Annotated in this window: 26 protein-coding genes; 13 read left to right on the top strand and 13 right to left on the bottom strand. The window is 54.8% G+C overall.

Going from position 1 to position 24,490, the window contains the following annotated elements:
* Positions 1-4 precede the first annotated feature (4 nt).
* The 5 genes from M0Q23_05090 to hydE are packed head-to-tail and all read left to right on the top strand — an operon-like array spanning position 5 to position 4,207.
* The gene (locus tag M0Q23_05090) at positions 5-151 is read left to right on the top strand and encodes a hypothetical protein (GenBank protein MCK9528016.1); all 147 of its coding nucleotides are present in this window, start codon (positions 5-7) and stop codon (positions 149-151) included.
* A gap of 27 nt (positions 152-178) precedes the next feature.
* Complete coding sequence (hydF, locus tag M0Q23_05085) at positions 179-1,450, top strand: [FeFe] hydrogenase H-cluster maturation GTPase HydF (protein ID MCK9528015.1); 1,272 nt, start codon at positions 179-181, stop codon at positions 1,448-1,450.
* Positions 1,440-2,948 carry a [FeFe] hydrogenase H-cluster radical SAM maturase HydG gene (gene hydG / locus M0Q23_05080; GenBank protein ID MCK9528014.1) on the top strand — a complete coding sequence of 503 codons (1,509 nt, stop codon included), beginning with the start codon at positions 1,440-1,442 and terminating at the stop codon, positions 2,946-2,948. The genes hydF and hydG overlap by 11 nt, the downstream gene beginning before the upstream one ends.
* On the top strand, positions 2,923-3,216 hold the full coding sequence (locus M0Q23_05075; protein MCK9528013.1) for a hypothetical protein: 294 nt from the start codon (positions 2,923-2,925) through the stop codon (positions 3,214-3,216). The genes hydG and M0Q23_05075 overlap by 26 nt, the downstream gene beginning before the upstream one ends.
* Positions 3,203-4,207, top strand: a complete 1,005-nt coding sequence (gene hydE, locus M0Q23_05070) for a [FeFe] hydrogenase H-cluster radical SAM maturase HydE (GenBank protein MCK9528012.1) — start codon at positions 3,203-3,205, stop codon at positions 4,205-4,207. Before M0Q23_05075 ends, hydE begins: the two co-directional genes overlap by 14 nt.
* Before the next feature lie 696 nt (positions 4,208-4,903).
* Here the strand turns inward: hydE and M0Q23_05065 are convergent.
* The 6 genes from M0Q23_05065 to M0Q23_05040 form a co-directional block, all read right to left on the bottom strand.
* Positions 4,904-5,167, bottom strand: a complete 264-nt coding sequence (locus tag M0Q23_05065) for a hypothetical protein (protein ID MCK9528011.1) — start codon at positions 5,165-5,167, stop codon at positions 4,904-4,906.
* A gap of 313 nt (positions 5,168-5,480) precedes the next feature.
* Positions 5,481-5,747, bottom strand: a complete 267-nt coding sequence (locus M0Q23_05060; protein MCK9528010.1) for a hypothetical protein — start codon at positions 5,745-5,747, stop codon at positions 5,481-5,483.
* Positions 5,747-5,938 (bottom strand): hypothetical protein, encoded by a 192-nt coding sequence (locus tag M0Q23_05055; protein ID MCK9528009.1) that lies wholly within the window; start codon positions 5,936-5,938, stop codon positions 5,747-5,749. The genes M0Q23_05060 and M0Q23_05055 overlap by 1 nt, the downstream gene beginning before the upstream one ends.
* A 12-nt stretch (positions 5,939-5,950) precedes the next feature.
* Positions 5,951-8,545 (bottom strand): ferrous iron transport protein B, encoded by a 2,595-nt coding sequence (gene feoB, locus M0Q23_05050; GenBank protein ID MCK9528008.1) that lies wholly within the window; start codon positions 8,543-8,545, stop codon positions 5,951-5,953.
* Between the two features lie 321 nt (positions 8,546-8,866).
* Positions 8,867-9,625 carry a metal-dependent transcriptional regulator gene (locus tag M0Q23_05045; protein ID MCK9528007.1) on the bottom strand — a complete coding sequence of 253 codons (759 nt, stop codon included), beginning with the start codon at positions 9,623-9,625 and terminating at the stop codon, positions 8,867-8,869.
* 316 nt (positions 9,626-9,941) lie between these two features.
* Positions 9,942-10,592: a septal ring lytic transglycosylase RlpA family protein gene (locus tag M0Q23_05040; GenBank protein ID MCK9528006.1), complete on the bottom strand. Its 651-nt coding sequence runs from the start codon at positions 10,590-10,592 to the stop codon at positions 9,942-9,944.
* A 161-nt stretch (positions 10,593-10,753) separates the two neighbouring features.
* On the opposite strand from M0Q23_05040, the gene M0Q23_05035 reads away from it, so the two are divergent.
* A complete protein-coding gene (locus tag M0Q23_05035) occupies positions 10,754-11,887 on the top strand; it encodes a HEAT repeat domain-containing protein (protein MCK9528005.1) in 1,134 nt (377 codons plus the stop codon).
* Between the two features lie 219 nt (positions 11,888-12,106).
* Here M0Q23_05035 and M0Q23_05030 read toward each other — a convergent pair whose 3' ends face one another.
* From M0Q23_05030 to M0Q23_05005, 6 genes are all read right to left on the bottom strand, one after another.
* Positions 12,107-12,631: a DUF6125 family protein gene (locus M0Q23_05030; GenBank protein ID MCK9528004.1), complete on the bottom strand. Its 525-nt coding sequence runs from the start codon at positions 12,629-12,631 to the stop codon at positions 12,107-12,109.
* A gap of 46 nt (positions 12,632-12,677) precedes the next feature.
* Positions 12,678-13,199, bottom strand: coding sequence for a hypothetical protein (locus M0Q23_05025; GenBank protein ID MCK9528003.1), 522 nt, complete (start codon positions 13,197-13,199; stop codon positions 12,678-12,680).
* A gap of 124 nt (positions 13,200-13,323) precedes the next feature.
* Positions 13,324-14,019, bottom strand: coding sequence for a class I SAM-dependent methyltransferase (locus M0Q23_05020; GenBank protein MCK9528002.1), 696 nt, complete (start codon positions 14,017-14,019; stop codon positions 13,324-13,326).
* Positions 14,016-14,768: a hypothetical protein gene (locus M0Q23_05015; GenBank protein MCK9528001.1), complete on the bottom strand. Its 753-nt coding sequence runs from the start codon at positions 14,766-14,768 to the stop codon at positions 14,016-14,018. The genes M0Q23_05020 and M0Q23_05015 overlap by 4 nt, the downstream gene beginning before the upstream one ends.
* 77 nt (positions 14,769-14,845) lie before the next feature.
* Positions 14,846-15,040, bottom strand: a complete 195-nt coding sequence (locus tag M0Q23_05010; protein MCK9528000.1) for a hypothetical protein — start codon at positions 15,038-15,040, stop codon at positions 14,846-14,848.
* Between the two features lie 134 nt (positions 15,041-15,174).
* Complete coding sequence (locus M0Q23_05005; protein ID MCK9527999.1) at positions 15,175-15,753, bottom strand: flavodoxin family protein; 579 nt, start codon at positions 15,751-15,753, stop codon at positions 15,175-15,177.
* Between the two features lie 538 nt (positions 15,754-16,291).
* On the opposite strand from M0Q23_05005, the gene M0Q23_05000 reads away from it, so the two are divergent.
* The 3 genes from M0Q23_05000 (at position 16,292) to M0Q23_04990 (ending at position 19,841) form a co-directional block, all read left to right on the top strand.
* Complete coding sequence (locus M0Q23_05000; protein MCK9527998.1) at positions 16,292-17,569, top strand: peptidoglycan DD-metalloendopeptidase family protein; 1,278 nt, start codon at positions 16,292-16,294, stop codon at positions 17,567-17,569.
* 154 nt (positions 17,570-17,723) lie between these two features.
* Positions 17,724-18,302 (top strand): chalcone isomerase family protein, encoded by a 579-nt coding sequence (locus tag M0Q23_04995; GenBank protein ID MCK9527997.1) that lies wholly within the window; start codon positions 17,724-17,726, stop codon positions 18,300-18,302.
* Positions 18,303-18,476: 174 nt separating this feature from the next.
* Positions 18,477-19,841, top strand: a complete 1,365-nt coding sequence (locus M0Q23_04990) for a DUF4185 domain-containing protein (GenBank protein ID MCK9527996.1) — start codon at positions 18,477-18,479, stop codon at positions 19,839-19,841.
* 18 nt (positions 19,842-19,859) lie between these two features.
* On the opposite strand, the gene M0Q23_04985 is transcribed toward M0Q23_04990, so the two are convergent.
* The gene (locus M0Q23_04985) at positions 19,860-20,633 is read right to left on the bottom strand and encodes an amidohydrolase (protein MCK9527995.1); all 774 of its coding nucleotides are present in this window, start codon (positions 20,631-20,633) and stop codon (positions 19,860-19,862) included.
* Positions 20,634-20,828: 195 nt separating this feature from the next.
* On the opposite strand from M0Q23_04985, the gene M0Q23_04980 reads away from it, so the two are divergent.
* From M0Q23_04980 to M0Q23_04965, 4 genes are all read left to right on the top strand, one after another.
* Positions 20,829-21,071: a hypothetical protein gene (locus tag M0Q23_04980; protein ID MCK9527994.1), complete on the top strand. Its 243-nt coding sequence runs from the start codon at positions 20,829-20,831 to the stop codon at positions 21,069-21,071.
* Entirely contained in the window at positions 21,068-21,676 is a 609-nt protein-coding gene (locus tag M0Q23_04975) for a GDSL-type esterase/lipase family protein (GenBank protein ID MCK9527993.1), read from the top strand. The genes M0Q23_04980 and M0Q23_04975 overlap by 4 nt, the downstream gene beginning before the upstream one ends.
* Before the next feature lie 118 nt (positions 21,677-21,794).
* A complete protein-coding gene (locus M0Q23_04970) occupies positions 21,795-22,811 on the top strand; it encodes a class I SAM-dependent methyltransferase (GenBank protein ID MCK9527992.1) in 1,017 nt (338 codons plus the stop codon).
* A gap of 616 nt (positions 22,812-23,427) precedes the next feature.
* Positions 23,428-24,453: a (Fe-S)-binding protein gene (locus M0Q23_04965; protein MCK9527991.1), complete on the top strand. Its 1,026-nt coding sequence runs from the start codon at positions 23,428-23,430 to the stop codon at positions 24,451-24,453.
* Positions 24,454-24,490 lie beyond the last annotated feature (37 nt).

Here is a 24,490-nt window from a genome sequence, read left to right as displayed (position 1 = left end):
TCGGATGTGTCGGGATTATCGTGAAAGAGGTGTCGTTGTCATCGCCGTTATTGTTGACGGATCGACGGATGATGTCGGGTCACTGGCGGGGAAACTCGGCATGATCGAGGATATAACCGTCAAATCGGTGCTGGCGAAACAGCATGGATAAACGCATCGGCACTCGGATACAGGAATTATGGACACAACACCGAAGGGAAATAGACTGCACATCGCCATTTTCGGAAGGACGAACGTGGGCAAATCGAGCCTGCTCAATCTTCTGATCGGCCAGGATATCGCCATTACCTCGCCCGAGGCGGGGACGACCACCGATGTCGTGGAAAAGGCAATGGAACTGCTCCCGCTGGGACCGGTCCTGTTTCTCGACACGGCGGGACTCGACGATATCTCATCCCTCTCCCGTCTTCGTCTTGAGAAAACGCAAAAGGTCTTCGATCGCGCGGATATCATTCTTCTGGTGATCGAGGCCGGAACATGGACCGGCTATGACGAGAAGGTGCTCGCCGAGGCAAAGGAACGGAACGTGCCCGCCATCGCAGTGATCAACAAGATCGATCTTCACGCACCGACAAAAGCATTTGTTGCCTCAGTTGCGGAAAAGGCAGGGCGGGTGGTTCTCGCCGCCAGCAATGACCGGGCGGGGAGAGACGACTATGTCAATCCCCTGAAACACCATCTTGCTCAGATCGCAGCGGATCATTTTGTGGAACCGCCGCCGCTGATCGGAGATCTCCTGCCGCCGGGAGGCACGGCGGTATTGGTGGTCCCCGTCGATCTTGAGGCACCGAAGGGAAGACTCATCCTGCCCCAGGTCCAAACCGTCCGGGATGCCCTGGACAACGATTCGATGGCGCTCATCGTCAAGGAACGGGAACTTGTCCAAGCCCTGGGCAACTTGAAGCAGTCTCCCCATATTGTCGTTTGCGACTCTCAAGTCGTACAGAAAACGTGCGCCGATACGCCGGCGACGGTCCCTGTCACGACATTCTCCATTCTTTTCGCGCGGCATAAGGGCGATCTGGTTGAGGCGGTGCGGGGAGCGGCGGCCATCGAGAACCTGGAGCCCGGAGACAGGGTTCTTATCGCAGAGGCGTGTTCGCACCATCCGCTTCAGGATGACATCGGACGCGTGAAGATACCGAGGTGGCTTCGTCAGTACAAGGGATTCAACCTTGAGATCGACGTCTTTGCCGGGCGCGACTACCCTGAAAATCTCTCCCGGTACAGACTGATCATTCACTGCGGGGCCTGCATGCTGACAAGGCGGGAGATGCTCAACAGAATCAGGAAGGCAAAGGAAGCGGGCGTATCGATCACCAATTACGGCGTGGCCATATCTCTCTTGCAGGGGGTGTTGCGCCGGGTGCTCTCGCCGTTTCCTGCGGCATGGAGCGCATTCAACAGGGAAACGGGAAAAACCAAGGGAGGAAAAACCGATGAGTTATGATTTGGCATACAGCGCGAAGGAAAAAGAATGGATGAGCCGGGTCATCAAGGACGACGAAATAGCGAGGTATCTCGTCAATGGAAAAGACTTCATCGACGATGACGAAATATGGAAAAAACTGGAAGAGAACAGAAATCCCCAACGGCGGAAGATAAGGGATATTCTTGCGAAATCCCTCGCAGTGCAAACATTGAGCCCCGATGAAGCCGCCGCGCTTCTGAATGTGGAAGATGACGACCTCCTTCAGGAGATGTATGAAACAGCCGGCACCATAAAGAGAAAGGTGTACGATAATCGCATTATCACCTTTGCCCCTGTCTACTGCAGCAATCTCTGTGTCAATAATTGCCTGTATTGCTCCTTTCGAAGGGAAAACACCGTGCAGAAACGGCGAAGTCTTACCCTGGAAGAAGTCAGAAAAGAGGCGGAAGTCCTTGCGGGAACCAGAGGACATAAGCGGGTCATCGCCGTGTACGGGGAACATCCGTCGTCGGATATACACTACATCGCCGACACGATCCGGACCATGTACGACGTCGCCATGAAGACGAAGAACGGAATCGGGCAAATCAGACGGGTCAATGTCAATATCGCCCCCATATCGATTCATGACCTCGGGATTCTCCGCGACGTCGGTGTCGGAACGTTCCAGGTGTTCCAGGAAACATATCACCGCAAGACCTATCGGCAGGTGCATCCGCAGGGGACGATAAAGTCGAATTACCGGTGGAGGCTGTACTGCCACCACCGGGCCCTTGAAGCGGGCGTCGACGATGTGGCCACCGGAGTGCTTTTCGGCCTCTACGACTGGCGGTTCGAGGTGATGGGACTCCTGTACCACGCCCTCGATCTTGAACGGCAATTCGGCGGCATCGGTCCCCATACCGTGTCGTTTCCGCGCCTGGAGCCGGCCGCCAATACGCCCTTCGTCCATGAAACGAAGCACACCGTGTCGGACAGAGATTTTAAAAAGATCGTCGCGATCATACGACTTTCCATTCCCTATACCGGCATGATCATAACCGCCCGGGAATCGGCAAAGATGAGGAGAGAGATCATTCCGGTGGGCTGTACGCAGACGGACGCATCGACGCGGATCGGCATCGGCGCTTATTCGGACCGCTATACGGAACAGGAAGCGGAGCGCCAGCAGTTCATTCTCGGCGATACCCGGAGCCTCGACGAGGTGATCCGGGAATTTGCCGGCATGGGCCTCATCACGTCGTTCTGCACCGCCGGGTACCGCTGCGGAAGGACGGGCGAGCACATCATGAAACTTCTGAGAACGGGCACGGAGGCCAAGTACTGCAAACTCAATGCGGTGTTGACATACCGGGAATGGCTCGACGATTTCGCAAGCGAGGAAACGAAGAAGGCCGGAGAGGTCATCATCAAAAAGGAAATGGAAGAGATCAAGCAACAGATCCCCGGGGCATACGAAACGCTTCTTCAGTACTACAAGAGGATCGAAGATGGGGAACGAGACCTCTACTTCTAAAATGGTATTGATCGGAAAGCTCAATGACCTGGCGGCTGCCGTGAGGGACCGCCACGGCGTTTCCATTTGGTTCGTCGAGATTCTCGGCAGGAGATGGTCCTATGTGGGGGGACGCCGGGAGGATCCGGCCTTCCTTCCCCCGGAGCGGATCGAACTGAACGGATGTTACGGCGTCGTGTCCGGCCGGTGGAACGACATCGTAGTGGATGAAAAGGAGCGACTCATTGCTTCAGCGAAAGCACTTCTGGACCTCTATGACGAAGGATGAAATTTTACATTATCTCAACAATCCCGGCGACGATGAGAGGCTCTTCCGGAGAGCGGACGGGATACGGCGAAAGGAATGCGGGGAGAGCGTTTATATCCGCGGTATTATCGAGTTTTCCAATCATTGCGTGCACAACTGCCTCTATTGCGGTCTCCGGCGGGACAACGACGCGGTGGTGCGGTATCGGATGGACGAGGATGAAATGGTCGATACGGCGTTGCGGATCGCGTCGTACGGCGTCGGAACCATTGTCCTCCAGTCGGGGGACGATTTTTTCTATACCCGGTCCATGCTCTGCCGCGTCGTGGAGCGGATCAAGCATCGCGCCGATGTGGCCGTTACGCTGAGCATCGGGGAACGGCCCTTCGACGATTACCGGGCATTGAAGGCGGCCGGGGCGGATCGGTACCTCTTGAAACACGAAACGGCAAACGAGGCATTGTATCGCCGCCTCCACCCTCATCAGACGCTGCGGCAGAGATTGCGCATCCTGGATTTTTTGCGCCGTATCGGATATCAGATCGGCACCGGGAATATTGTCGGCCTTCCCGGTCAGACCGTTGACGATCTCTGTGCCGATATCGTTCTGCTGCACGATCTGTCTCCCGATATGGCCTCGGTGGGCCTTTTCATCCCCCAGCACGATACGCCCCTGGCGACGGTTCCGCGGGGAACCGTGCCGGCGACGCTGAGGGTGCTCGCCCTGGTGCGGATCGCAACCGGAAACGCGCATATGCCTGTAACGACGGCGTTAGTCACCGCTGATCCGGACCGCGGACTGATTCGGGGGCTGCGGGCGGGGGCGAATGTCATCATGCCCGATTTTACGCCGGACCGCTATCGCTTGGATTACGCCATCTATGACAACAAGTTGCAGATCACGCTGGACGCGGCGAGGGCGTCGATACACGCCGCCGGAAGAACCATGGACCGCACCAGAGGCGACTCGCTGAAAAAATGCGATCCGCCCATCACTTCTACCGATCCATGATCGCGAGACGTACTTTCGGCAGTACGTTGAGCGGTGCTTTCTTCGTCTACTGAAACCTCGCCCGATTTAATAGGCTGATGCAAAGTTCAATCACCGTGGTATACAAGCCGAAGAGCCGGTTCCTGAACCGGAATCGTCTTCTGCCGAAATCCAGTTTCCGGCATCGGTCCAGGAACCGGCAAAATACCTTCTTGTACAATTGCCACGGCTAGTATGTGTCGGCATAGGACAGCATCGATTGTTTCGGCGCTGTAAGGAGTCCCCAATGCCTCACTTTACCAAAACAACTGGCCAATCCGCCCAAATCTCTCGCAGCGAATGTGCCTCTCCGAGTTGGCAAAACAACATGGCCACAAACTGTTCCCAATACCTGAATCCCTTGTCCCCTCGCTCAGCCTTCATCCTATAAACCATCTCAAAGAACTCACGTCTCGAAAACAGGTGAAGAATGTGACTAAAATTGCTGTCAATGGGTTTACTGGTATGCCTCTTCTCAGGCCTTGTTTTCTTTCGGCGAAGAAACATCTACCTGAGTGTATGCACCCTTTCTTGGACTAATGTGATGTGTAGAAATGATTAAAAGACTAGAAATTTCTGACATGCCATTTTGGCTCCTGTTCCAGGGGCTTCCCAGAGAATAGAAGCTTTTCCGCGGCAAGTGGCGGGAAAACTTCTATGAGTTGGAGATTTATCTTATCAAACCCGGAAAGCAAGGCCAGCAAGGAACGAGATATCCGGCTCTGGACCATTTACTCCCCTCTTGACGCCAGCGTCGGCGCTTGCCCAGTTATAGGGAACTTCCAGGACCAAATCCAGCGAATCGAATAGTCCAAAGGACAGGGCCGCCTTGGCCTCCCAGTTCTCGGATTTCACACCTTTTTCGTCGTCATGGTCGTACTGGCCGGTCAACTCGATCTGGGTCCTTCCCTTTCCCTGGGTTCCAGTATCGTCGGTTATCAAGGTATGGCCTCCCCCAAAAGGCTGGAACAGCTCCGAGCATCACAGTTAAGGCCACCGTCACAACGAGGCAGGAGACCTCTTGTTCATCATCATAAAAAACCTTTTGAATTCGCTTCATTGTTTATTTCTCCTTTCATCCGTTTTGTTTTTTCTCGCTGTAAGTGTTGATGGAACTTTCTTCGGGATCCAAACCGGGGCGTTGAATTGCGAAAAAAAGGGCGCGACGGATACGGCCTTTTTCAGGCCGATACACCACGCCCTCACTTCCCGACTCCAGGAGTCGAGCCGTAGGATCGATCAGGTTACGTATGGATCAGATATTTTCTGCCAATATCCGGATCAACTTTTTTCTCAACGCCTCAAGTCGGAGCGACTTGAAAGCCTTCCGGGAATCCTCCAGAACTTCTATCACCTCCAAGAGGATTTCCCTCATCACAATCGAATGACGGCAATCCGGAGACAGACAGGCTGCAACTGTTCCCTCATCCCCTTCCCGCAGGCATTCAAGAAGACGCTCATGCTCTTTGAACCGCGTCTCAATATTCCGAATGCTGTTGCTCACTGCTTCCGGTGCATTCATTAGCCGCTCTCCCGGGTAGCTGGATGGATATCCTCTGCACCGTCACGCTTCATCCGGTCAAGGCTGGTACAGCAGTTTTTATTTCCACAGCACTGGCAGTGGTTCTTTCCCCGCAACGTCCTGTACAGAGAGACGCTGATCCATAAAAGCGCGGAACCGACAATCAATCCTATCATTATTGTTTCAAACATGCATTCCTCTTTTCAGACACCGATCCCAAGCAGGCTGCCAGCCTGAAAGACCATGACGGTCAGCACACAGGCCAAGGCCGTAAGACCTCCCAACTGGAAGAGCGCCCACTTCCACGAATTGCTCTCTCTTTTCGTCACGGCAATGGTCGCCATGCAGGGCGCGCTGATCAGGCAAAAGAGCATGATGCAGAAGGCTGTCAGAGGGGAATACTGGGATCGCAAGTGTTCCCGCAGCGCTTCCGATTTTTCATCGGCCTCACCGACAGAGTAAACGATGCCCATCTGGGCAACGAAAACCTCTTTGGCGGCAAAGGCGCCGATCAGCGCGGTTCCGATCTTCCAGTCGAATCCCATGGGTTTCAAAAACGGCTCCAAGGCATGCCCGATACGCCCGGCCACGGAGTAGGCCATCTCTTCGGCTTGTTTCGCCTGTTCTATCTGCGCTTTCTCTTCCTTAAACGGAGTATCTATTGTGTCCATGTAGTAGACCACGGCAGCATAAACATCCGGTTTGGCCCTCCGGAGAGCTTCCAGAGCGGTATCCCGGTCGCCGGCCAAGCTGCTGTGTGCAGAAGACCCCTCTTCCAGCTCGTCCCGGGATACCGCTTCTGCGAAGTCGGCTTTCGCTTTTTGAATGTCGTCTCTCATTTTCAGAAAATGAGACAGTTGATCACCGCCCGGCGCTTGAGTGAAACCAAGGATATTATCTTCCTTCTTCTTGGTGGCGTCGGCATAACCAGCCTCTTGCTCGTGATACTTCTCCTGCTCAGCGGCCATATCGAGTTCGGCCTGAAGGGCCTGAACCAGCAAGGGAGAGCCACCCGGCAATCCCAAAAGGAGATTCATCTGCTGAACCTTGGACAGGTAGGAGGTTTCCGCTTTTGCCGCTTCAGCTTCGTAATCCACGTCGAAGGCGGTTTTCTTCGGATAGCTCGTCATGGCCCACAGGAGAATCGAAATGCAGAGAATGATGGTACCGGCCTTTTTCAGATAGAGCCAGCCCCGTTCCCACATGTGGATCAGCACGCTCTTGAGGGTGGGCATCCTGTATGGTGGAAGTTCCATCACGAAAGGCACGGATTCGCCCTTGAGGATCGTGCTGCGAAGGAGTTTCGCGCTTAAAACGGCGAGGACGATGCCGATGACATAGATGAGCCACAGCATGGGGGCGTGCCAGACTTGAGGGAAAAACGCAGGGATAATCAATGCGTAGATCGGCAGCCGGGCACCGCAGCTCATGAGCGGTGTCACGAGCATCGTCACGAGCCTGTCACGACGGTTTTCCAGCGTCCGGGTGGCCATGATCGCGGGAACGGAGCAGCCGAATCCTATCAGCATGGGGATGAAGCTTTTTCCGTGCAGCCCGATCTTGTGCATCACCCGGTCCATGATGAAGGCCGCCCGCGCCATGTAACCGGAATCTTCTAAAATGGCGATGGCCAGAAACAAGAGCAGGATGTTGGGCAGAAACACAATGACGCCGCCGACGCCGCCGATGATGCCGTCCACCAGGAGCGATTTGAGGGCGCTTTCGGAACCTTTCGGCCACCAACCCACGATCTGGGCTCCCAACCAGCCGAATCCCTCCTCGATCCATTTCATGGGCGGGTCCCCCAGTGTGAAGGTCAGTTGGAATACAAGGTACATCAGTCCCATGAATATGGGAATGCCGAGAAGGCGGTTCGTTGCCACAGCGTCGATCCTCTCCGAAATCGTGTGGCGCAGCTCAATGGTGGACCGTACCGCCTCCCGGCACGCGCCGGAGATGAACCCGTACCGGCGGCCGGCAATGGCGGTCTCCGGATGTTCTCCGAGTATCTTTTCGATACGGGCCGCGTTTTTCTCCAGTTGGCTGTTGATTTCAGGAGTGTCGAACCTGGCCCGGACCGCCTTGTCGTTTTCGAGTAGCTTCAGGGCCAGCCATCGTAAATTATCTTTGTCCTTACCTGTCACCTTCAACTTGATCAGCGATTCCAGCCGGGCTATTTCCTCCTCGATCTCCCGGCCATAGTCCATCACCGGCCTTTGACGGAATGGACTATGAATCGTCGCCTTGGACAAAAGGACTCCTGAAAGATTTTCATCGTTCCTGTTCATTTCCGATGTATCGTCTTTTGCCGTGGCAACGATGGCCTCAAGAAGCTCCTTCATGCCGGTGCCTTTGTGTCCGACCGTCTGCACAATGCTCGCTCCGAAATAACTAGAAAGCTTCTCGATGTCGAATTCATGGCCCTGGGCTCTGGCCTGGTCGCTCATATTGAAGGCCAGTACGAGAGGCACACCCAGTTCCATGAGTTGGACCGCAAGGTACAGGTTCCTTTCGAGGTTCGAGGCATCAATAATGTCCACGACCACATCGGGTTTTTCGTCAATGAGAAAATTTCTTGCTACCAGTTCCTCGGTGGAATAGGCCGTCAGGCTGTATGTCCCGGGCAGATCGACGATTTGCATTTCCATATCGCCATACCGGCAATAGCCTTCTTTGCGCTCGACCGTGACGCCGGGATAATTCCCTACGTGCTGTCGGGCGCCAGTGAGTTTATTGAATATAGTTGTCTTCCCCGAATTGGGGTTGCCTGCAAGGGCAATGACGATCTTTGGTTTCATGGTTTTTTTATTCTCCTCTTTATTTGGTATTCCGTATAATGTTTGGATTGCCTAACTCAAGGTGCAAAAAAATTATGCAACCATGATTTTTTGCGTGATTCCGTGCCCAAGGACCATGCGGCAACCTTTAACAGCTACGATGAAGGGTCCATGCAGAGCATTGCTCACCACTTCGATTTGCACGCCCGGGACCAATCCCATGTCGGCTAATCTGGCCTGAAGGCCACGACCCGCGTTCACGGAAACCAAATGTACACGTTGTCCGGCTTTTACCATTGCCAAGGGCATTACCTCCACCTCCAAATCATCTTTAGCCGCCAACTATAAGAGCTCAACTTCGATTCCCTCCGCTTCTTCTTTCCTCAAGGAGAGATGATAGCCTTTCACCTTTATGTCTATTGGATCACCCAGCGGTGCTACCCGTTCCACCTCGACAACGGTGCCGGGCGTAACTCCCATTTCAACAATCCGTGTGTTCGTTTGACCTCTGGATGTAATTTTTAACACTTTTCCCTTTGCTCCCGGTTTCAAATCTTTCAGTTTCTTTGATGTCATATCTTTTCGACCTCTCTGTTGTTTTTGTGTTCGAACATCATCCAGAATCGCCAGTATGCATTTTTCACAATTTTCTTGCATGCTGTCATGGTCGCATTGATACCCGAAACCGGCAATCCACTTGCTGCCGCCGCGCGGGCATACCTCGACGAACTGGGCAAACTGAATAAAACGCTCCAGAATGACGTCGGGGATCGAATGCTCCATCTTGCAAGCTGCGTCGTCCGCATCCTTCTCATCCGCGGCAAGAACACTGACAAAAAAATCCCGCAGTGCTTCATGGCGGCGGACGATATCTTCGGCAGCCGTTTTACCCTTCTGGGTCAAGGTTACGACATCATAGGGGGAGTAATTTATAAGGCCTTTATCGGAGAGGGCACGAAAAGCTCCCGTGACAGATGCATAGCCGACTTTGAGTTGCCTGGCGATATCCTTCGACCGAGCGACCTGTTTTTCGGCGATAATGTGATAAATCGTCTTCAGATAATCTTCCAAGCTGGCCGTTAATGGTGCAGTTGCAGTCATGAATCCTCCTAAATGTTAGGGTAGGCTAAATTACTATGACAGACACAACATGTCAAGATTTTTTGTCCATTTCTTAAAAAAGATGGAATGCGCCATATAATTAACCTCTTGGAAGAATTCTTGCAGTCTATCAAAGAGACATTCAACCCAAATCCACCTCCATCTTTCTGCTGCGTCGCGTTTTTGTGTTTTTCAAGTCTTGTATTGCGATGGCGTCGGCGGCTGCGAGACTGCCCGGAGCATTTTCCGCATCTGCACATCAAAATGGCTGTTTGTTTCGATATTTCGGAGCAGTAATGAACACCGGTCCGGCCCGTCAGTCCAGGTTCACCACTTCCACAAAAACCCGGGCGGTTCCTTCCTTGTGGAAACCGAGTCGCTTTGCTGCGCCGGCACTGAGGTCGATAATACGGCCGTCGACAAAAGGTCCCCGATCGTTTACCCGGACAATGATGCTGCGCTTGTTGGACAGATTCGTCACCCGGGCGAAGACGGGCAGAGGTAAATGCTTGTGGGCTGCGCTGAGCCCGTTCGGGTCGAAGGCCTCACCATTGGCCGTCATGTGACCGCCCTTCTGTCGGTAGGTCTCATATCCGTACCAGGACGCGATGCCTGTTTCACGGTACCGCGCGGCCTCCTTGACGGACATGGGCACATAGCGCCTTCCGTGAACGACGTAAGGCGCGTTCTTGACGCGGCCTTGAGCAATGGCCTCCTTGGGGGACAGGCCGTCTATTGATTCGATTTCATTACGGGTCAGGGGCCATGAAAGCGGCGCCGTTACCACGTTGAAGGTAAACTCGCCGATGGTGTACACAGTTTTCCCGGCAAATTTGGTTACTTTCCAGGCCGCGACGACGGTTCCTTTCGTCACCCGGGAGGTCGTCTTCACGACCCCGCAGGAGGACAGGAAACAACACAGGAGGACCATGACCGCCAGGCACACTGAGAATGACTTTTTCTTCATAGGCGACCCGCATGCCCCGGGGAGAATTCCTCTTGACTCGCAGAATCCCCCTCCGTACACTTACCGCTCACTATGTTCAGTAACGTATGGCCGGCATCCCGTCAAGTGTTTACCCTGTCGCACCCGAGCAGGACAGCCGGTATATCCGGGGGATAAAGACAATGGCCGCTATCACCAGAAACGACATCATCGAAAAAGCTTTGGAGTTGGGCTATTCCGACGCGGGAGTAACCGGTGTCGACCCCTTCATCTCACAACAGGAGCGGCTTGCGGAGCGGGGAGAACGGTACGCCTGGGCACCGAAAATGGGACTGGACCTGATAAAGGGAACAACGCCCCTCGCGGTCTATCCCGAGGCCCGATCCATCATCGTGCTCATTGAACCATACTTTCGGACAGCCTTCCCACCCGCGCTGGAAGCTCATTTCGGACGCTGGTACCTCGAAGACGACCGTGTCACCAAGGACGGACGCTATCTCAGGCTGCAAGCCTTCCGCGCATTTCTCAAGAAAGCAGGCGTGGAATCAAGGGTCCCTTTCAATCTGCCCCATCGTCTCACTTCCACCCGCGCCGGTCTGGGAACACTGGGAAAGAATAATTTCTTCTACGCGAACCGCGGCGCCCGGGGCGGCTCCTGGACCATGCCCTACACGATCATGGTTGACCGTGAATTCCCCTGCGACGAACCTACCATGGAGTACACCTGCCCTGCCTGGTGCCGTAATGCCTGCATTGCCGCCTGTCCGACCCGTGCCATCGAAGCGCCGGGCAAGCTCGATCCCCGCCGCTGTATCGCCTACCTCAGTTATTACGGTGAAGGACCGACACCACTAGAATTGCGGGAACCCATGAGACTCCGGCTCTACGGCTGCGACCGCTGTCAGGATGTCTGCCCCCGGAACGAGGCATGGCTTGCCCTCTCGCTGCCTTTTAACGAAAAGCTCGCCGCCCGTGAAAACGATTTCACCCTTTCCCGGCTCCTTTCCATGGATGACCGGTTTTACCGGGAACGTGTCTGGCCCCGCATGTTCTACATGTCACAGGATGATCTGTGGCGCTGGAAGATGAACGCCGCACGGGCCATGGGCAACAGCAGGGATCGGGATTACGTTCCCGATCTCGTCGAGGCCCTGCGAAACGAAGATGACCCGCGCGTGAGGGGAATGGTCGCCTGGGCGCTGGGACAGCTGGGAGGAGCCATGGCCCGACAGATCCTCGAGTCCCGCCGGTCGGACGACAGCGACCTGGTAAGAGGGGAAGTCGAAGGCGCCCTTGAAACGGCGCGGGGTTCTTAAAGCAGCACAAGCGGTCACGGGATCATGCAGGGAGACGCAACGAGGTGCACTGCACACGGATGGCGGCATCGTAAAAAGCGCCCAGGCCCGCCTCCGGCGGGCCTGCATCATACAACTGACGTGCCGTAAGCGGGCATCGTCGAGCATGTGTCCTGCGTGATTTCACATACGTACGCCTGTGTCGCCCAGAAGTCGAAAAACGCCCTGCAGAGGACGGTTTCAAGGGAGAGTTGCCCCGTCGTCCCGCAGGTAAAAGCGCCACATGCAGAAGGTGTCTTCGGGGTGGGGGTCGGGCGGCGCGAAGAAACACTCGACCTCTATGCGATCATCGATAACCTTGGCAAAGCTGTCGAACTCACCACGGTGCATTTCCTTACAGTCAAATTCGTCCAGCCCCCGCCGCAGCCGGGCAACCTGCGTCGGGCACGAGGGAACGCTCAGGATCACCTCTTCGTCAGATTGCCGGATATCAAAGCCTATGAGCGCCGTCCAGGGAAAGAACCGCAGGGCCGCGATAAAACCCTTCAGGCCCCGCTCCTCCGGAGGGAACCGTTTGATGATGTCCCGCGCGGCAAGACCGCCGACGCGATGCCACACGCGCTCATTCAGACGCTCCGCTTCAGCCTGGCCGAAGGCTTCAGCCACGTACAGGAACCAGAAGGCATCCATGGTCCGGTAATTTTTCAGCAGGAATTCCACATAGGCGCGTAATTCCGGGGCATCCATGGCATCGAAGACCGTCATATCCACAGTGTCATCTCCAATTCAAACATGCTGCGCTGCGGGATTCTCAGAATACGGGAATAAAGGGGTCCGGGCCGGACCGTCCTTCCCCTTCCCTCCGCTCGTAGGTATCCTGGGCGGGCGTATTGATTCGAACCGTCCCGTCTTCGTTTATGCGGACAAAGGTCCTGGCATCGAGGATAGAGTACCAGATGCCTATGGGTGTGTCACTGTTGTCCGTTATCTCGAAGCCATATTGAAACATCATGAGGCCCTCCGCTTTGCTCCTCATGCCGTCGACGATTTCCTTCATCCTGTCCGCTGAAATATCCACTTCCCGCCACAGGGTCGGTGATTCGAGCCGGTAATCCCGGTGAAGTCCCATGAACGCGTTCGGGTTGAGATCCACACCGCTTATGTAATACCGGTAATCAGGATTGACCAGGTACGATTCAAAGACCTCCGTCGCCCCGACGTCGGGGGTAATCCGGCCGTAGCCGCTCCGCGACAACGATACGGTGGAGCAGGACGTCAGGCCCAGACACAGAAAAGAAATCAGCACCAGCAATCCACTTCTTCCCGGATTCACGCTCACGCTCCTGAATAAAACTCCTCTCACCTCCCTGCAAACCCGGCAAGGAACATGGTACCCTTCAATAAGCCCGCATCCCGGCAGGGAAATAACGAAACAGGGGATTCAGGCCGCGCGGTTATCAGTCTCTCAATGCCTTGCGGAATTTGTCGAGGAACCACATCTCCCCTTTCGTCAATACCTTGTCGAGTCGAAAGTGTTTCATATACTTCATATCGGATGGTGCCTTTCGTAACGGCTCCTTCCTCAACGGTGTCGTCCACATATACACCCTGCTCACACTGCCGTCCCTGTGATACACCGTGGTCTCACTATCCGGAATAACGCCGGCCATATCGAAGGAATGTGAAACAATTCTGGACCCGGGCTCCATTTCATCAATCTGCGGTATCAAACGGACATTGAGTTCCGGCAGCAGGTAGAGCATGAGCACCGATGCCTCCCGCAGATCGACCTCAAAGATATCCTGCAGGTGAATCGTCACCAGATGCTCGAGGTTTTCTCTCTCAACGTTTTCCCGCGACAGTTTCACCATCTCGGGATCGATGTCGAATCCCCGGGATCGCGCCCCGGCCCTTTTCGCCGCCGCGATCACGATCCTTCCGTCACCGCAGCCCAGGTCATAGACCACATCGATTTCCCTGACGTCGGCCAGTCTGATCATAAGGTCCACGACATTGTGCGGGGTGGCGACAAAAGGCACATCCGGAGTTTTCAACTCCTGGTCCCGGCCCCAAACCACGGATGTGGAAGCACCCAGGAAGAGCAGGCATCCTGCAGCAATCACGACACCTGCCCTGAACCATGGTTTTTTCATCCCTCACCCCGGGGTTCGGGCACCGCGGAATCTGCCGACTCCTGTGATGCGGCCACAGTCTCACCCGTGACAATGGCTTCTTCTACAGATTTTTTCTCGTCCGTATCCGTTCCTTTTTTCGGTTCCACGCGCACCACCCGTCCCGGTTCGGCTTTCGTTTCTTCCTTTGGCACGGCGCAGTAAACACCACGCTTCAGCTTTTTGATTTTTCCTTCCCTGGCGGCATTATTCACGATGTTCCAGATCTGTCGTTCGGTGAGCCCCGTTTTTTCTTTTATATATGCCGTCGAAATTCCCTCGGTACTCCTCTGAATCAGCCTTGTAACGATATCAATATTCGTTTTCCCCTTAACGGGGGCCTGTTTCTTTGCCGGCGTTTCCTTTTTAGGGGCTTTGGGGGATCGACGGACCTTCACCGGCTCGGCCTTCCGTGCCGGACGGGCCTTCGCGGCCCCGGGTCTGCCCGCCGTTGTAGACGGAGGGGTCCATTGGTAGCCCTCAAGCGACTGCTCCACTTTTTTATAATTATCATCTACAACAGCCTTGAAATCCTCGCGACTCTTTCTATAGGCCGCGAGCCACCTGTCGATGGTTTTTTGGCCTTCAGCGGTTATCAAGGGGTTTCGGTTTATCCAGTCGGCGATTATTTCCTCCGCCTGCTGCTGCATAACGGTCATGGCGTCAAAGGTGTTGTCAAAAGCGGCCTCGTGGAATTGAATCATCTGCCGTGCGATTGCTTTCAGATCCATTGCGCAACTCCTTTCTTTGCGTTTGTTCGGGCACTCGTCCCGGGATGATGTCCGTAAAATCCCGCAGGCCGGAGGCCTCACGGGCGTCCCACCGCTCTCCGATATGCGGTTTCCCCACCGAAGCCGCTACCGGTTTCTTCAAGGCCGTCGTATCCGCCTTGGTACTCCTGCCCGGAGAGAACGGCCTGCCGGAAGGCCGGATTTCCGCTTGTAATGAGTTCGCCGTTGTTAAGAGGATGATACCATATCTTCCCGATTTCACCCAGGGGCATTTCGCCGCTTACCCTTCTCCGGAGAATAACGCCGGGAAGCTCACTCCGGCGGCCATTTCGCACAGCACCGCCGATATGTTCAGTTAACGAATATGGAATCGATTGCGGGCCCGGTAGCCGTCGGATAGGCCTGTTCACGGTGAATTAAGTTTTTTAAGTAAATAGGCCATGTTCTGTCCGAGGGACTTCATGGTCCGCATGCCTTCTTCGTCCTTGAGCACATCACCGGGAGCGTTGCCGATTCCCAGGCTCCAGTAGGTCGCCCCGGGCATGAACATCTGCATGTAGTGAAGGAAGAGATTCATGGAATTGAAGGCCGCTATGGAGCCGGCACGACGGACGGCCGTCACCGCGGCACCCGCTTTGCCCTTGAACATGAAATCGTTCGCGCGGGCGACAAAACCGCAGCGCTCGATGAATGCCCGCATTCCGGAGGAAGCGTCGGAAAAGTAGGTCGGTGAACCCAGGAGAATGCCCTCTGCCTGATCCATGGCCGCGATGATCCCGTTGAGCATGTCTTCGTCGATTGAGCATCGCCGGTTTCGATTCTTGAAGCATTTGTAGCAGGCTCTGCATCCCTGGATCGGCTTGCCCGCCATCTGGATCAGCTCTGTTTCGATACCCTCTTTTTGCAGCTCTTCAAAAACCGTGTGCATGAGTATGGCCGTATTCCCGTCCTCGCGGGCACTTGAGTTCAAGCCGACAACTTTCATGAAATAACCTCCTGTCGATATGTTTCATATTCAGGCCTGATGGTCCCGTAAAAAGTCCACATTTCCCAAAAGCAGCTTTGTAGCTCATGGGAAATATCGGGCTCGATTTTCAAAATTCACCATTTTTCGACTTTGTACGATCCCGTCAGTTTTCTCTGTGGTGTGAAGTCAGAGTATATGAAGTATCGTGCCGTAATCAAGACAAATAATCAAGCACCGGCAATGAGCGCGCGGATACAGGAAACGGCCGGCCGCGAATATCCCGTCCGGTGACGCGCCGTAAGGATGTGTACGCCGTGCCTCAAGGAGCTTTTTACAAGGTGCTCCCAACCCAGACGTTTTTCGACTTTTCGAGTTCATCACTGTTCGCCTTTCAAAAACGTCTTGACGTTTAAACGTTATGACGATACGGTTTCATGACGTCGCCCCGTTACCGGAAGTGACATTTCAGGAATAACGCGCAGTTGAGCTTTACAACAAAGTATATCTCTGCCGGGTGATTATGTTTTCTATCAGGAATTCTTTCCGGGGAAACCGCTTGGAAACGCGCCGCAGATTGCGAATGTTCCTTCTGTGCCTGCTTATGATCACGGGACTGTCGTGGATTGCCTGGAAAGTTTTTTTCACACCCTCGTCCGCTCATGTGAGAGCGACGGTAAAGGACGACTTCGGGGCCGTTGTTCACGGCGGCGCACCGTCCACGGAAGAACATGACCACATCTTCACCCGGACCATCGCCGCCGGTGACACTCTGAGTTCAATCTTTGACGCCCACGGCATAAGCCAGGGTGACATGTGCCGGGTTCTTTCGGCAGACGAATCCCTCCTGGCCCTGGATGTGCTCAAGCCGGGCCACAGGCTCACCTTTACCATGAACCCGGACACCTTCGCCCTTTTAATCATGGAACTGTTCATTCATCCCGGAAACCGGGTACTCTACAGCCGCGTGGACGAGACGAACTTTGATTACGAAGAGATCATCGTTCCCGGCGAATGGAAACAAGAACTTCTCGATGGAGCTATCACCAGCAGTTTCTATGCCTCGGCGAGAAGTTCCGGCCTGACCGAGCAGGAAACAGGAAACGTTACGGAACTCTTTCGTGACCAGATCCTGTTTTCCCGGGATATGCGCTCCGGCGACCGGTTCCAGGTGGTCCGCAGCCGTCAGTTCGTTGATGGAGAGTTTACCGGCCAGAGTCGCATCGAAGGAGTTCGCATATACCGGGGAAGACAAGTCCACAGCGCCTTTCTTTCTGAGAACGGGCGGTATTATGATCAGGAAGGAAAGAGCCTCGCACGGGCCTTTCGGCGGTACCCCACGACGGGAAACCACAGGATCACATCCCATTTCAGCCCCGCCCGCCGGCATCCGGTTACAGGCCGCGCATCGCCCCACAATGGTGTTGATTTCTCGATGCCCTCCGGCACACCCGTTCTGTCTATCGGTGACGGGGTGGTAACCCGCGTCCACAATCATCCTTTCGCGGGGAAATACGTGGAAATACAGCACGGCGGCCATTATGCGTCACGGTATTTACATTTGAGCCGTATCCTGGTCAGGCGGGGCCAGAAGGTTCGGCGCGGCGAACGGGTGGCGCTCTCGGGCAACACCGGCCGTTCCACGGGTCCCCATCTTCACTTCGAACTGCATATGAGGGGCCGCCCGGTAAATCCCCTGACCGCCCCCATCCCGACGGCGTCATCCATGCCCGCGGAAAAACGTGATGAATTCAACCGCCGGGTGGATGAGCTGACGGCACTGATGGAAGAGGCACCCGAGCGGATTGCCCTGCACTGCGGGGACAATCCCGGCTGAACATCAGACTTCAGTGCCCTGCTCCCTTAACCGTAATACTCCTTGACATCAAAAATCAGCCCTCCTATACTCTTCGACGCGGCCCAATGGCGGCACAGTCCGGCCGATGGAGGCCCGGGTTGTTACAAACAGGTCGAAACGGGGGGAGATGCTTATGAAAAAACTTGTAGCAGGAATCATTGTGGCAGCCATGATACTCTGTGTGGCTCCGGCGGCATTCAGTGCCGACAAAGAAATTCTTGGCGTTCCGTTTCCCACGCAAAAGATTATCAATGATACCCAGGTATATCTGAACGGCCTGGCCTCACGCAAAGCGCTTGTCGTGGTCAATGTTTTTGCCGGCGGGTTTTATCTGGAGAATCCCACCAACAACGCCCGGGAAGCTATTGAATCTGATCAGATCAAGCAGTTTTACCTGGTGTATCTCACCAATAAAGCTACAGCAGCGAAACTTCAGGAAGGGTTTATCGAAGCCATTGAAAAGGCCAATCCGGCTGAAATGATAGCAGCGCAGCAGACCAACATAAAAAAATACGCCTCCTGGCTGGACAAGGACATGGAACCGGGACTGACGTCGGTGGCAACCTATATCCCGGGGGAGGGTCTGACGCTGGAGTATCAGGGTGAAGTCAAGGGTACCATCAACGATCCGGATTTTATCCGCATGTATTTCCGATACAATCTCGGTGAGCAGGCCGATAAAAAATTACGGGACGGCTACCTGGGACTATAACACATCGTGCCCGCGCGGGCGGGAACGACGCCTTGCAGGCACCGCGCCGGATTCACCTCCGTGGAGTTCGGCGCTTCTGTTTCTGCTCCGGGCCCTCTGAGGCGACGAGTTCGAGTTCCGATGGTGCCTTTTCGCCGCAGGTACAGAAGAAGGTTCGTACCGGGGAGGCTTTCCGTGACGCTTCGATCCACGCGGGTGGCGGACGTGCTGGCTGTCCTGCTGCCGGCATTATTACTTGTTATTTCCTGTTCGTCGGAAGAGGGGAGGCTCCATAACCATCCGCTCTCTCCGTCTTCGACGTGCCTGCCGGCTTTCCCCGACAGGGACGGGTGGTACGGCGGCGATGGCGCCTACTCCATCAGGCTTGATGAAACACGTGTCCTGTGGCTTTTCGGGGACTCCTTCGTGTCCGGCCGGGAAGGTCTGAAAGATCGGGTGGGAATGGAGGTGGTCTTCGGGACCACACTGGCGACCTCGACCTGTACCGATGAGGGGGAATTTCACATCCGCTACTGGATAAACCGAAAAGACGGGCGGTTTGTTTCATCCTTCGGGGATGGCGAATGGCTGTGGCCCCAGGACCCCTTCATGGTGGATCACAGGCTCTACATCCCACTTGTGTCGATAGGCGCCGACCCGGACAGGGAGGGTCCCTTCCCGTTCACCATCCTTGGGCATAGCATAGTCAGGATCGAGAACTTCGAAGACGAGGACCCGAACCGCTGGGAAGGAGACTTCCTGGACCTGGCGCCCGGCGTCCCCGGGGAAATCATGGCGTTCGCCACGACATCGGTTGTATACGGTGACAATGTTTATTTTTACCCCCTCTACGGCGCAACGGAGAACGGGGTGCCTGTTCTGGGCAATATTCTCGCCAGGATACCCCTGCGAGACCTTGATGATCCGGGCCGGTCCATCGAGTATTTCACCGGTGACGGGCGCTGGGAACACGACCTGGAACATGAGCGGGTGAAAATCGTCATCGGAGCCGCCGTGTCGGAGATGTCCGTGCGGTACCATCCGAGCCTGGGGAAATGGGTTGCCCTCTATCTGTCTCTTGACAACGGGGGCGACCGGATGCTGTATCAAACGGCCGACGCGCCGGAAGGTCCCTGGAGCGAACCGGAAACCCTGCTCGCGCCCATTCCTGAAGTAGACCCGGACAGTCCCCGTTACCATGGCAAGACCTTCTGTTATGCCGGCAAGGAACACCGGGACTTCTCCCGGGGAAGAAACCTGGTCGTCACCTATGTCTGCAATTCATATGAAGATTTGGAAGACGACAGAAGCTTCTTGCGTACAAACCTTTTTCTCTACCGTCCTGTTGTTAACCGCGTGCCTTATGGAGAGCCAGTCATGCCTGATTCATCGAAAACCATCCGTCCCGGTTCTGTTCCGGAAGTGGACGAAGATTTCCAGAACTGCAAGGGACAGTGCGGTTACACCGAGTGGTGCCGCCGGTGCATGGAAGAACGCAAAGAAATCCGGGAAGCGGAATTGAAAAAAATAAGGCAACGACAGAACCGGGAAGAACTGTAAGAACCGACTGTCCGGCGGTCATCTCTTCTCCGGATTGTCCCGCCTGATGGTACCGTAGAGGCGCAGGAGATTATTCCCGCATATGTCGGCCTTGATCTCGTCGTCTATTTTCAATCGGAGTACTTTCATAAGTTCCGAAACGGGGTTCCCGAAGGGATAATCAGATCCGTACAACAGTCGTTCGTGGCCGTAATTGTCAATATAATCCGCAATCTCGTAGGATGAAGCAAGAGCTGTATCGGCCCAGACGTTCGGTCTTTCCCAGAGTCCTGCCGTCTTGATACGCGAATACCCTCCGTTGAGCATTCCCAGGTGCGGTATGATGACCGTCGTCCCGCCGGCGAGTTCGTCAATGAACCACAGGGTATTGGAAAATTCCTCTTCCAGGACGATGGGAAGGTTTCTCTGCCGGATCGTTTCAACCGCCGCGGCACAGGCGGGATCGTCGTAGTTGTAGGTGGGCTCGTAGTCATGGCGGTGCCACTTGATTCCACAGTGCCTGTCCGTGAGCTGATCGACGGCAAAGTCATTCCACAGGAAAAGATAGGGGTACACACCTATCTCCCTGTCCCGCAGGTTCAGCACGTATTCGTTGGCGGTTTTCCGGGATCGGCGCCAGGCGGGCGTATCTTCAAAAAACGGATCGTTTCTGTCATAGATCTCCATGACCGGAGGGAACATGGAGACGCCGGTAATGGGACTGCCCTTGACTTCGCCGTAGTAATCCTCGAAAGACTGGGGCGGATACCGATCGTGGATACCGCAATGGGCGTGGGAATCTATTATAGTCATCTTGTGTTCCTTCCTATGCTGATTCGTTCGTTGTTTTTCTTATCTCGTACCAGAATCAGACATCTTTGTAAAATGTTCCCTCTCACGGAATTTTTTGATCCGGTGGTATCGTGCCGGAAAATAAAGTATGATGGCGCCGACGCCTCCTGAAGGCGAACCTTTACCTCAGGAAATGGGAACGGCGTCCTCTAAAATGTGATACGGTTGATTCTGTCCATTCAGGCCTTGACTGTTTGCTGTAGAATTATTGAATTGTGTCATCCCGAGAAGCGCTCGAGGCACCGTCATTTCGAGGAGCGAAGCGACGAGAAATCTTTCTTTACTACCGCCGCCGTAAACGATCGGGAGAAGAACCGGGTTGCAAAACGGATGAAAGACATCGGCACCATCGTGAACCGGCCCCGCGCCGAAGGATTGCTCAAGGAGTACCGGCCGTGATACTGAAACCGGAAAAGACCATTGCCCGCCTGGAATCAGGAACACCTACAGCGGTGGCCGCCATCGGAGACTCTCTTACCACGGGCTGGATGGCCCCCAAGGGATACATCGATTTTCTCCGGGAGTGGTTCAGGGAACGATACCCCGCGACCCCCGTCACTATCATAGCCAGCGGCATACCCGGTGATACGGCCGATTTCGGCCGTATCCGCGTGGATCGGTCCATCCTGCACCAGTCCCCGGACTGCGTGCTGATTCAGTACGCCCTCAACGACGCTGCCTATGGATTTACTCCGGAACAATTCAAGGACAATATGCAGGCCATTATCGACAGAGTCAAAAACGCCGGTGACGCCGACATTGTCCTCGTCACGGCGGGCCACGTGGGTGATATCGGGGAGCGGCACTTTGCCGAAGAATATTACGATATCATCGAGCATTTGGGCGAATCGAACGGACTGCCTGTCGCCAGGGTTCATGAACACTGGAAAAAAACCATCGCTTCGGGCGTTCATTATGAAAACCTCGTCCAGTTTGACCTGGTACACCCTACCGTTGCCGGCTACAGGGTCATGGCCGAAGCGATCATCGAGCTTTTTTCTTAAAAACCACCCTGACAGGGATCATCACCGTCCGCGTCTATTTTATTCCTTCCCCTACAGGGTAACGGCCTTGTATTATGGCACAGAAATTGATAAACCTTTCCCCATCGCGGACAGGAATATGAATATACCCGGCAATCACAGCGCAGACATTTCTACGGCTGATTTTGAGCGTCTCGTTCGTGTCGTTCGGGAGCGACCCGTCAGCCCGATCAAGGGTTTCTGGATGAATATCATCGTCTACCGGGGATTCCGGTTTATTCAGGGAGACCTCGAGGACGAAGCCTCACCGGAAGGAACCCTCAGGCATATCGGCGCCCTTGTGGAGAACGTCCGTTGTGAGGATATCGACGACTTCTGGCCCGAGATCGAAGGTCACCCCATCGACGAGCGGGAGGAAAGGCTCTTTATCGGCCACATCGCTCGCCGGGGGAACAATGATGTGGAACTCATCGTCCCCGAAAGAAACAGACAGTGTCCGGTCGCCTGGGGACGTTTCGACGAAAGCCCTGAATTCGGCATATATGAAAATGTCATCTATCCCGCCGTTATCGAGGCCCTGGAAAGCTGCCGCGCCGCCCGCCCGACGACCCCCTGGAATGAACATCCGGACCCGCGTAACAACGATGAAACATGGATCGGAGAACATCTTCTGGATGTGGGCTGCGGCTCAGGTGATCTCATTGCCTCCATCCAGCGGACCTGGAACGAAACGAAGGATCCGTCGACAGGCTCGCTCCGCCGGAGGCCGCCCCCATGCTGCTGGGGAATCGACATCAACGCCGACAATATCGAAGCGGCCCGGGGAAAAGGGATTCACCGTGTATTCCTGGGCGACGGAGAGGACGTAGGCTCGATTCTTGCTTCCGGTGCCATGTTCGACACGATCGTTTTCAGCGGGCTTCTGAACCGGCAGGTGACATCCCGTGAAAAATCCCGCAGCATACTGGCCGGAACAATCAACCGATTGAAAACAGGCGGACACGTCATCATTACGGGATACACCTCCTGCCACTTCACCGCTGAAGATTTATCCTCCATGGGCCTGAAAGTGGTGCAAAAGAGTATTCCTGATAATATTTTCAAGGATTATCAAAATTATGCCCTTCGGCAACTTTACATCGCGGAAAAAATATGAGAGATACGTCGGAATCGATGAACTCGTACAAGGCGTCCCGGCCCGCCTCGGACGGATCTGCATCATACAACCGACGTGTCATAAGGGGGCATTGTTGAGTATGGAAGCGCCGGCAAAACCGGAGAAGGAGACCGAATCGACATCGGTGCGGGCAACGCCCCCATCTCCGGAATTGTGCGCTCCATGACTTCATATGCTGAGACCTTTCATTTTATCATTTCGAGGAGCGCCTTAAGGTCCGTCATTTCGAGGAGCGAAGCAATTTTGTCATTTCGAGGAGCGAAGCGACGAGAAATCCCTGTCCCGAGCAAAGCGAGGGATCTTTGAGACTTCTCACATGCGTTCGAAGTGACGGGGAAACGTTCGAGGCGACGGGGGAACGTTCGAGGCGACGGGGAAGAGGTCGAAATGACAGGAGAGAGGTCGAAATGACACAATCGACAGCTTTTTAAAGGTCTCATACGCACGCCTATGACACTGAGAAGTCGAAAAATGGCGAATTTTGAAAATCGAGCCCAATATTTCCAATGAGTTACAAAGCAGCTTTGGAAAGTCTGGACTTTTTACGGGACCATCACAATTCGGCGGTATCACTACGCGACTTAAGGAGGAATGCATGTTTCACGAAGAGAAATGCGATTTTTGTGGAGATTGCCTGGCCCGGTGCCATTACCTGCCCTTCGACAAGAAAAGTGGGTCCGAGGCCTTCAGGAAACTGGTAGAAGGTGAAGATTCGCAATGGCTTTATGATTGTGTAACCTGCGCCGCCTGCAACGAATACTGCCCGAAAGACGCGCGCCCCTTTGACCTGATTCTCCAGAAGTTGGAAGCTCTGGGTGACTTTTCCGACCCCGGGCAAAAAGCTCAGATGGCCGACCGCTTCAAAGCCGAGGGTGAGCCACGACCGGTACCGAAGGTGGATCGGGCCATGTCGCTGTGTGTCATGGAGGGAAGTATGCCCTGGGCCATTCAGGGGAAGATCTTCGAGGGCATGCCGCTTCTGAAGGGACGTCATTATTTCTGCAATGTCCTCTTCGTCCACATGGGTGATGAATCGATCATGCGAGACCGCATGCAGACAATGGTGGACAATCTGGCCGGGTCGGGAGCGAAGGAAATCGTTGTAGTGCACGATGATTGCTACGCGGTTCTCAAGGGTATCGCACCGGAATACGGAATCGACCTCCCTTTCCGTCCTCTTTCCATCCTCGAGCATCTGCGGGATTTCCTGGAAGAGCACCAAACGGATATTACGAAGCTCGACATGAAGGTTGCCTACCAGCGGCCCTGCTCTTCACGTTTTACAGGTGAAAAAGAACATTTCGTGGACGAGATATTCTCCATGATCGGCGTGGAACGGGTCAAGCGGGAGTATGACGGCGTAAACGCCCTCTGTTGCGGTGTTGAAATGGCGGGACCCAACCTTAAACTCTTCCCGCGGGGCAAGGATTTTGAACCCTTCCGGGTGAAAAACGTGGCCGACGCGAAAAGCGCGGGGGCCGATGCCATGGTCTACCTCTGTCCTCTCTGTTTCCGGACTCTCGGGGGGAAGGCGAAAGAAGCGGGCATGTCGAACCTGATGATTACCGACCTGTGCCGCCTCGCCATAGGAGAAACACTGCCTGAAGACAAACCGTACTGATCGCAGGAGTCCGACTCCTCTCATCTTCGAGGCAATA

Source organism: Syntrophales bacterium (assembly GCA_023228425.1).
In the GTDB taxonomy this organism is placed as follows: Bacteria; Desulfobacterota; Syntrophia; order Syntrophales; family UBA2210; genus MLS-D.
The sequence above is the reverse complement of the archived record's forward strand: the minus strand, read 5'-3'. Positions and strand labels throughout refer to the sequence as shown.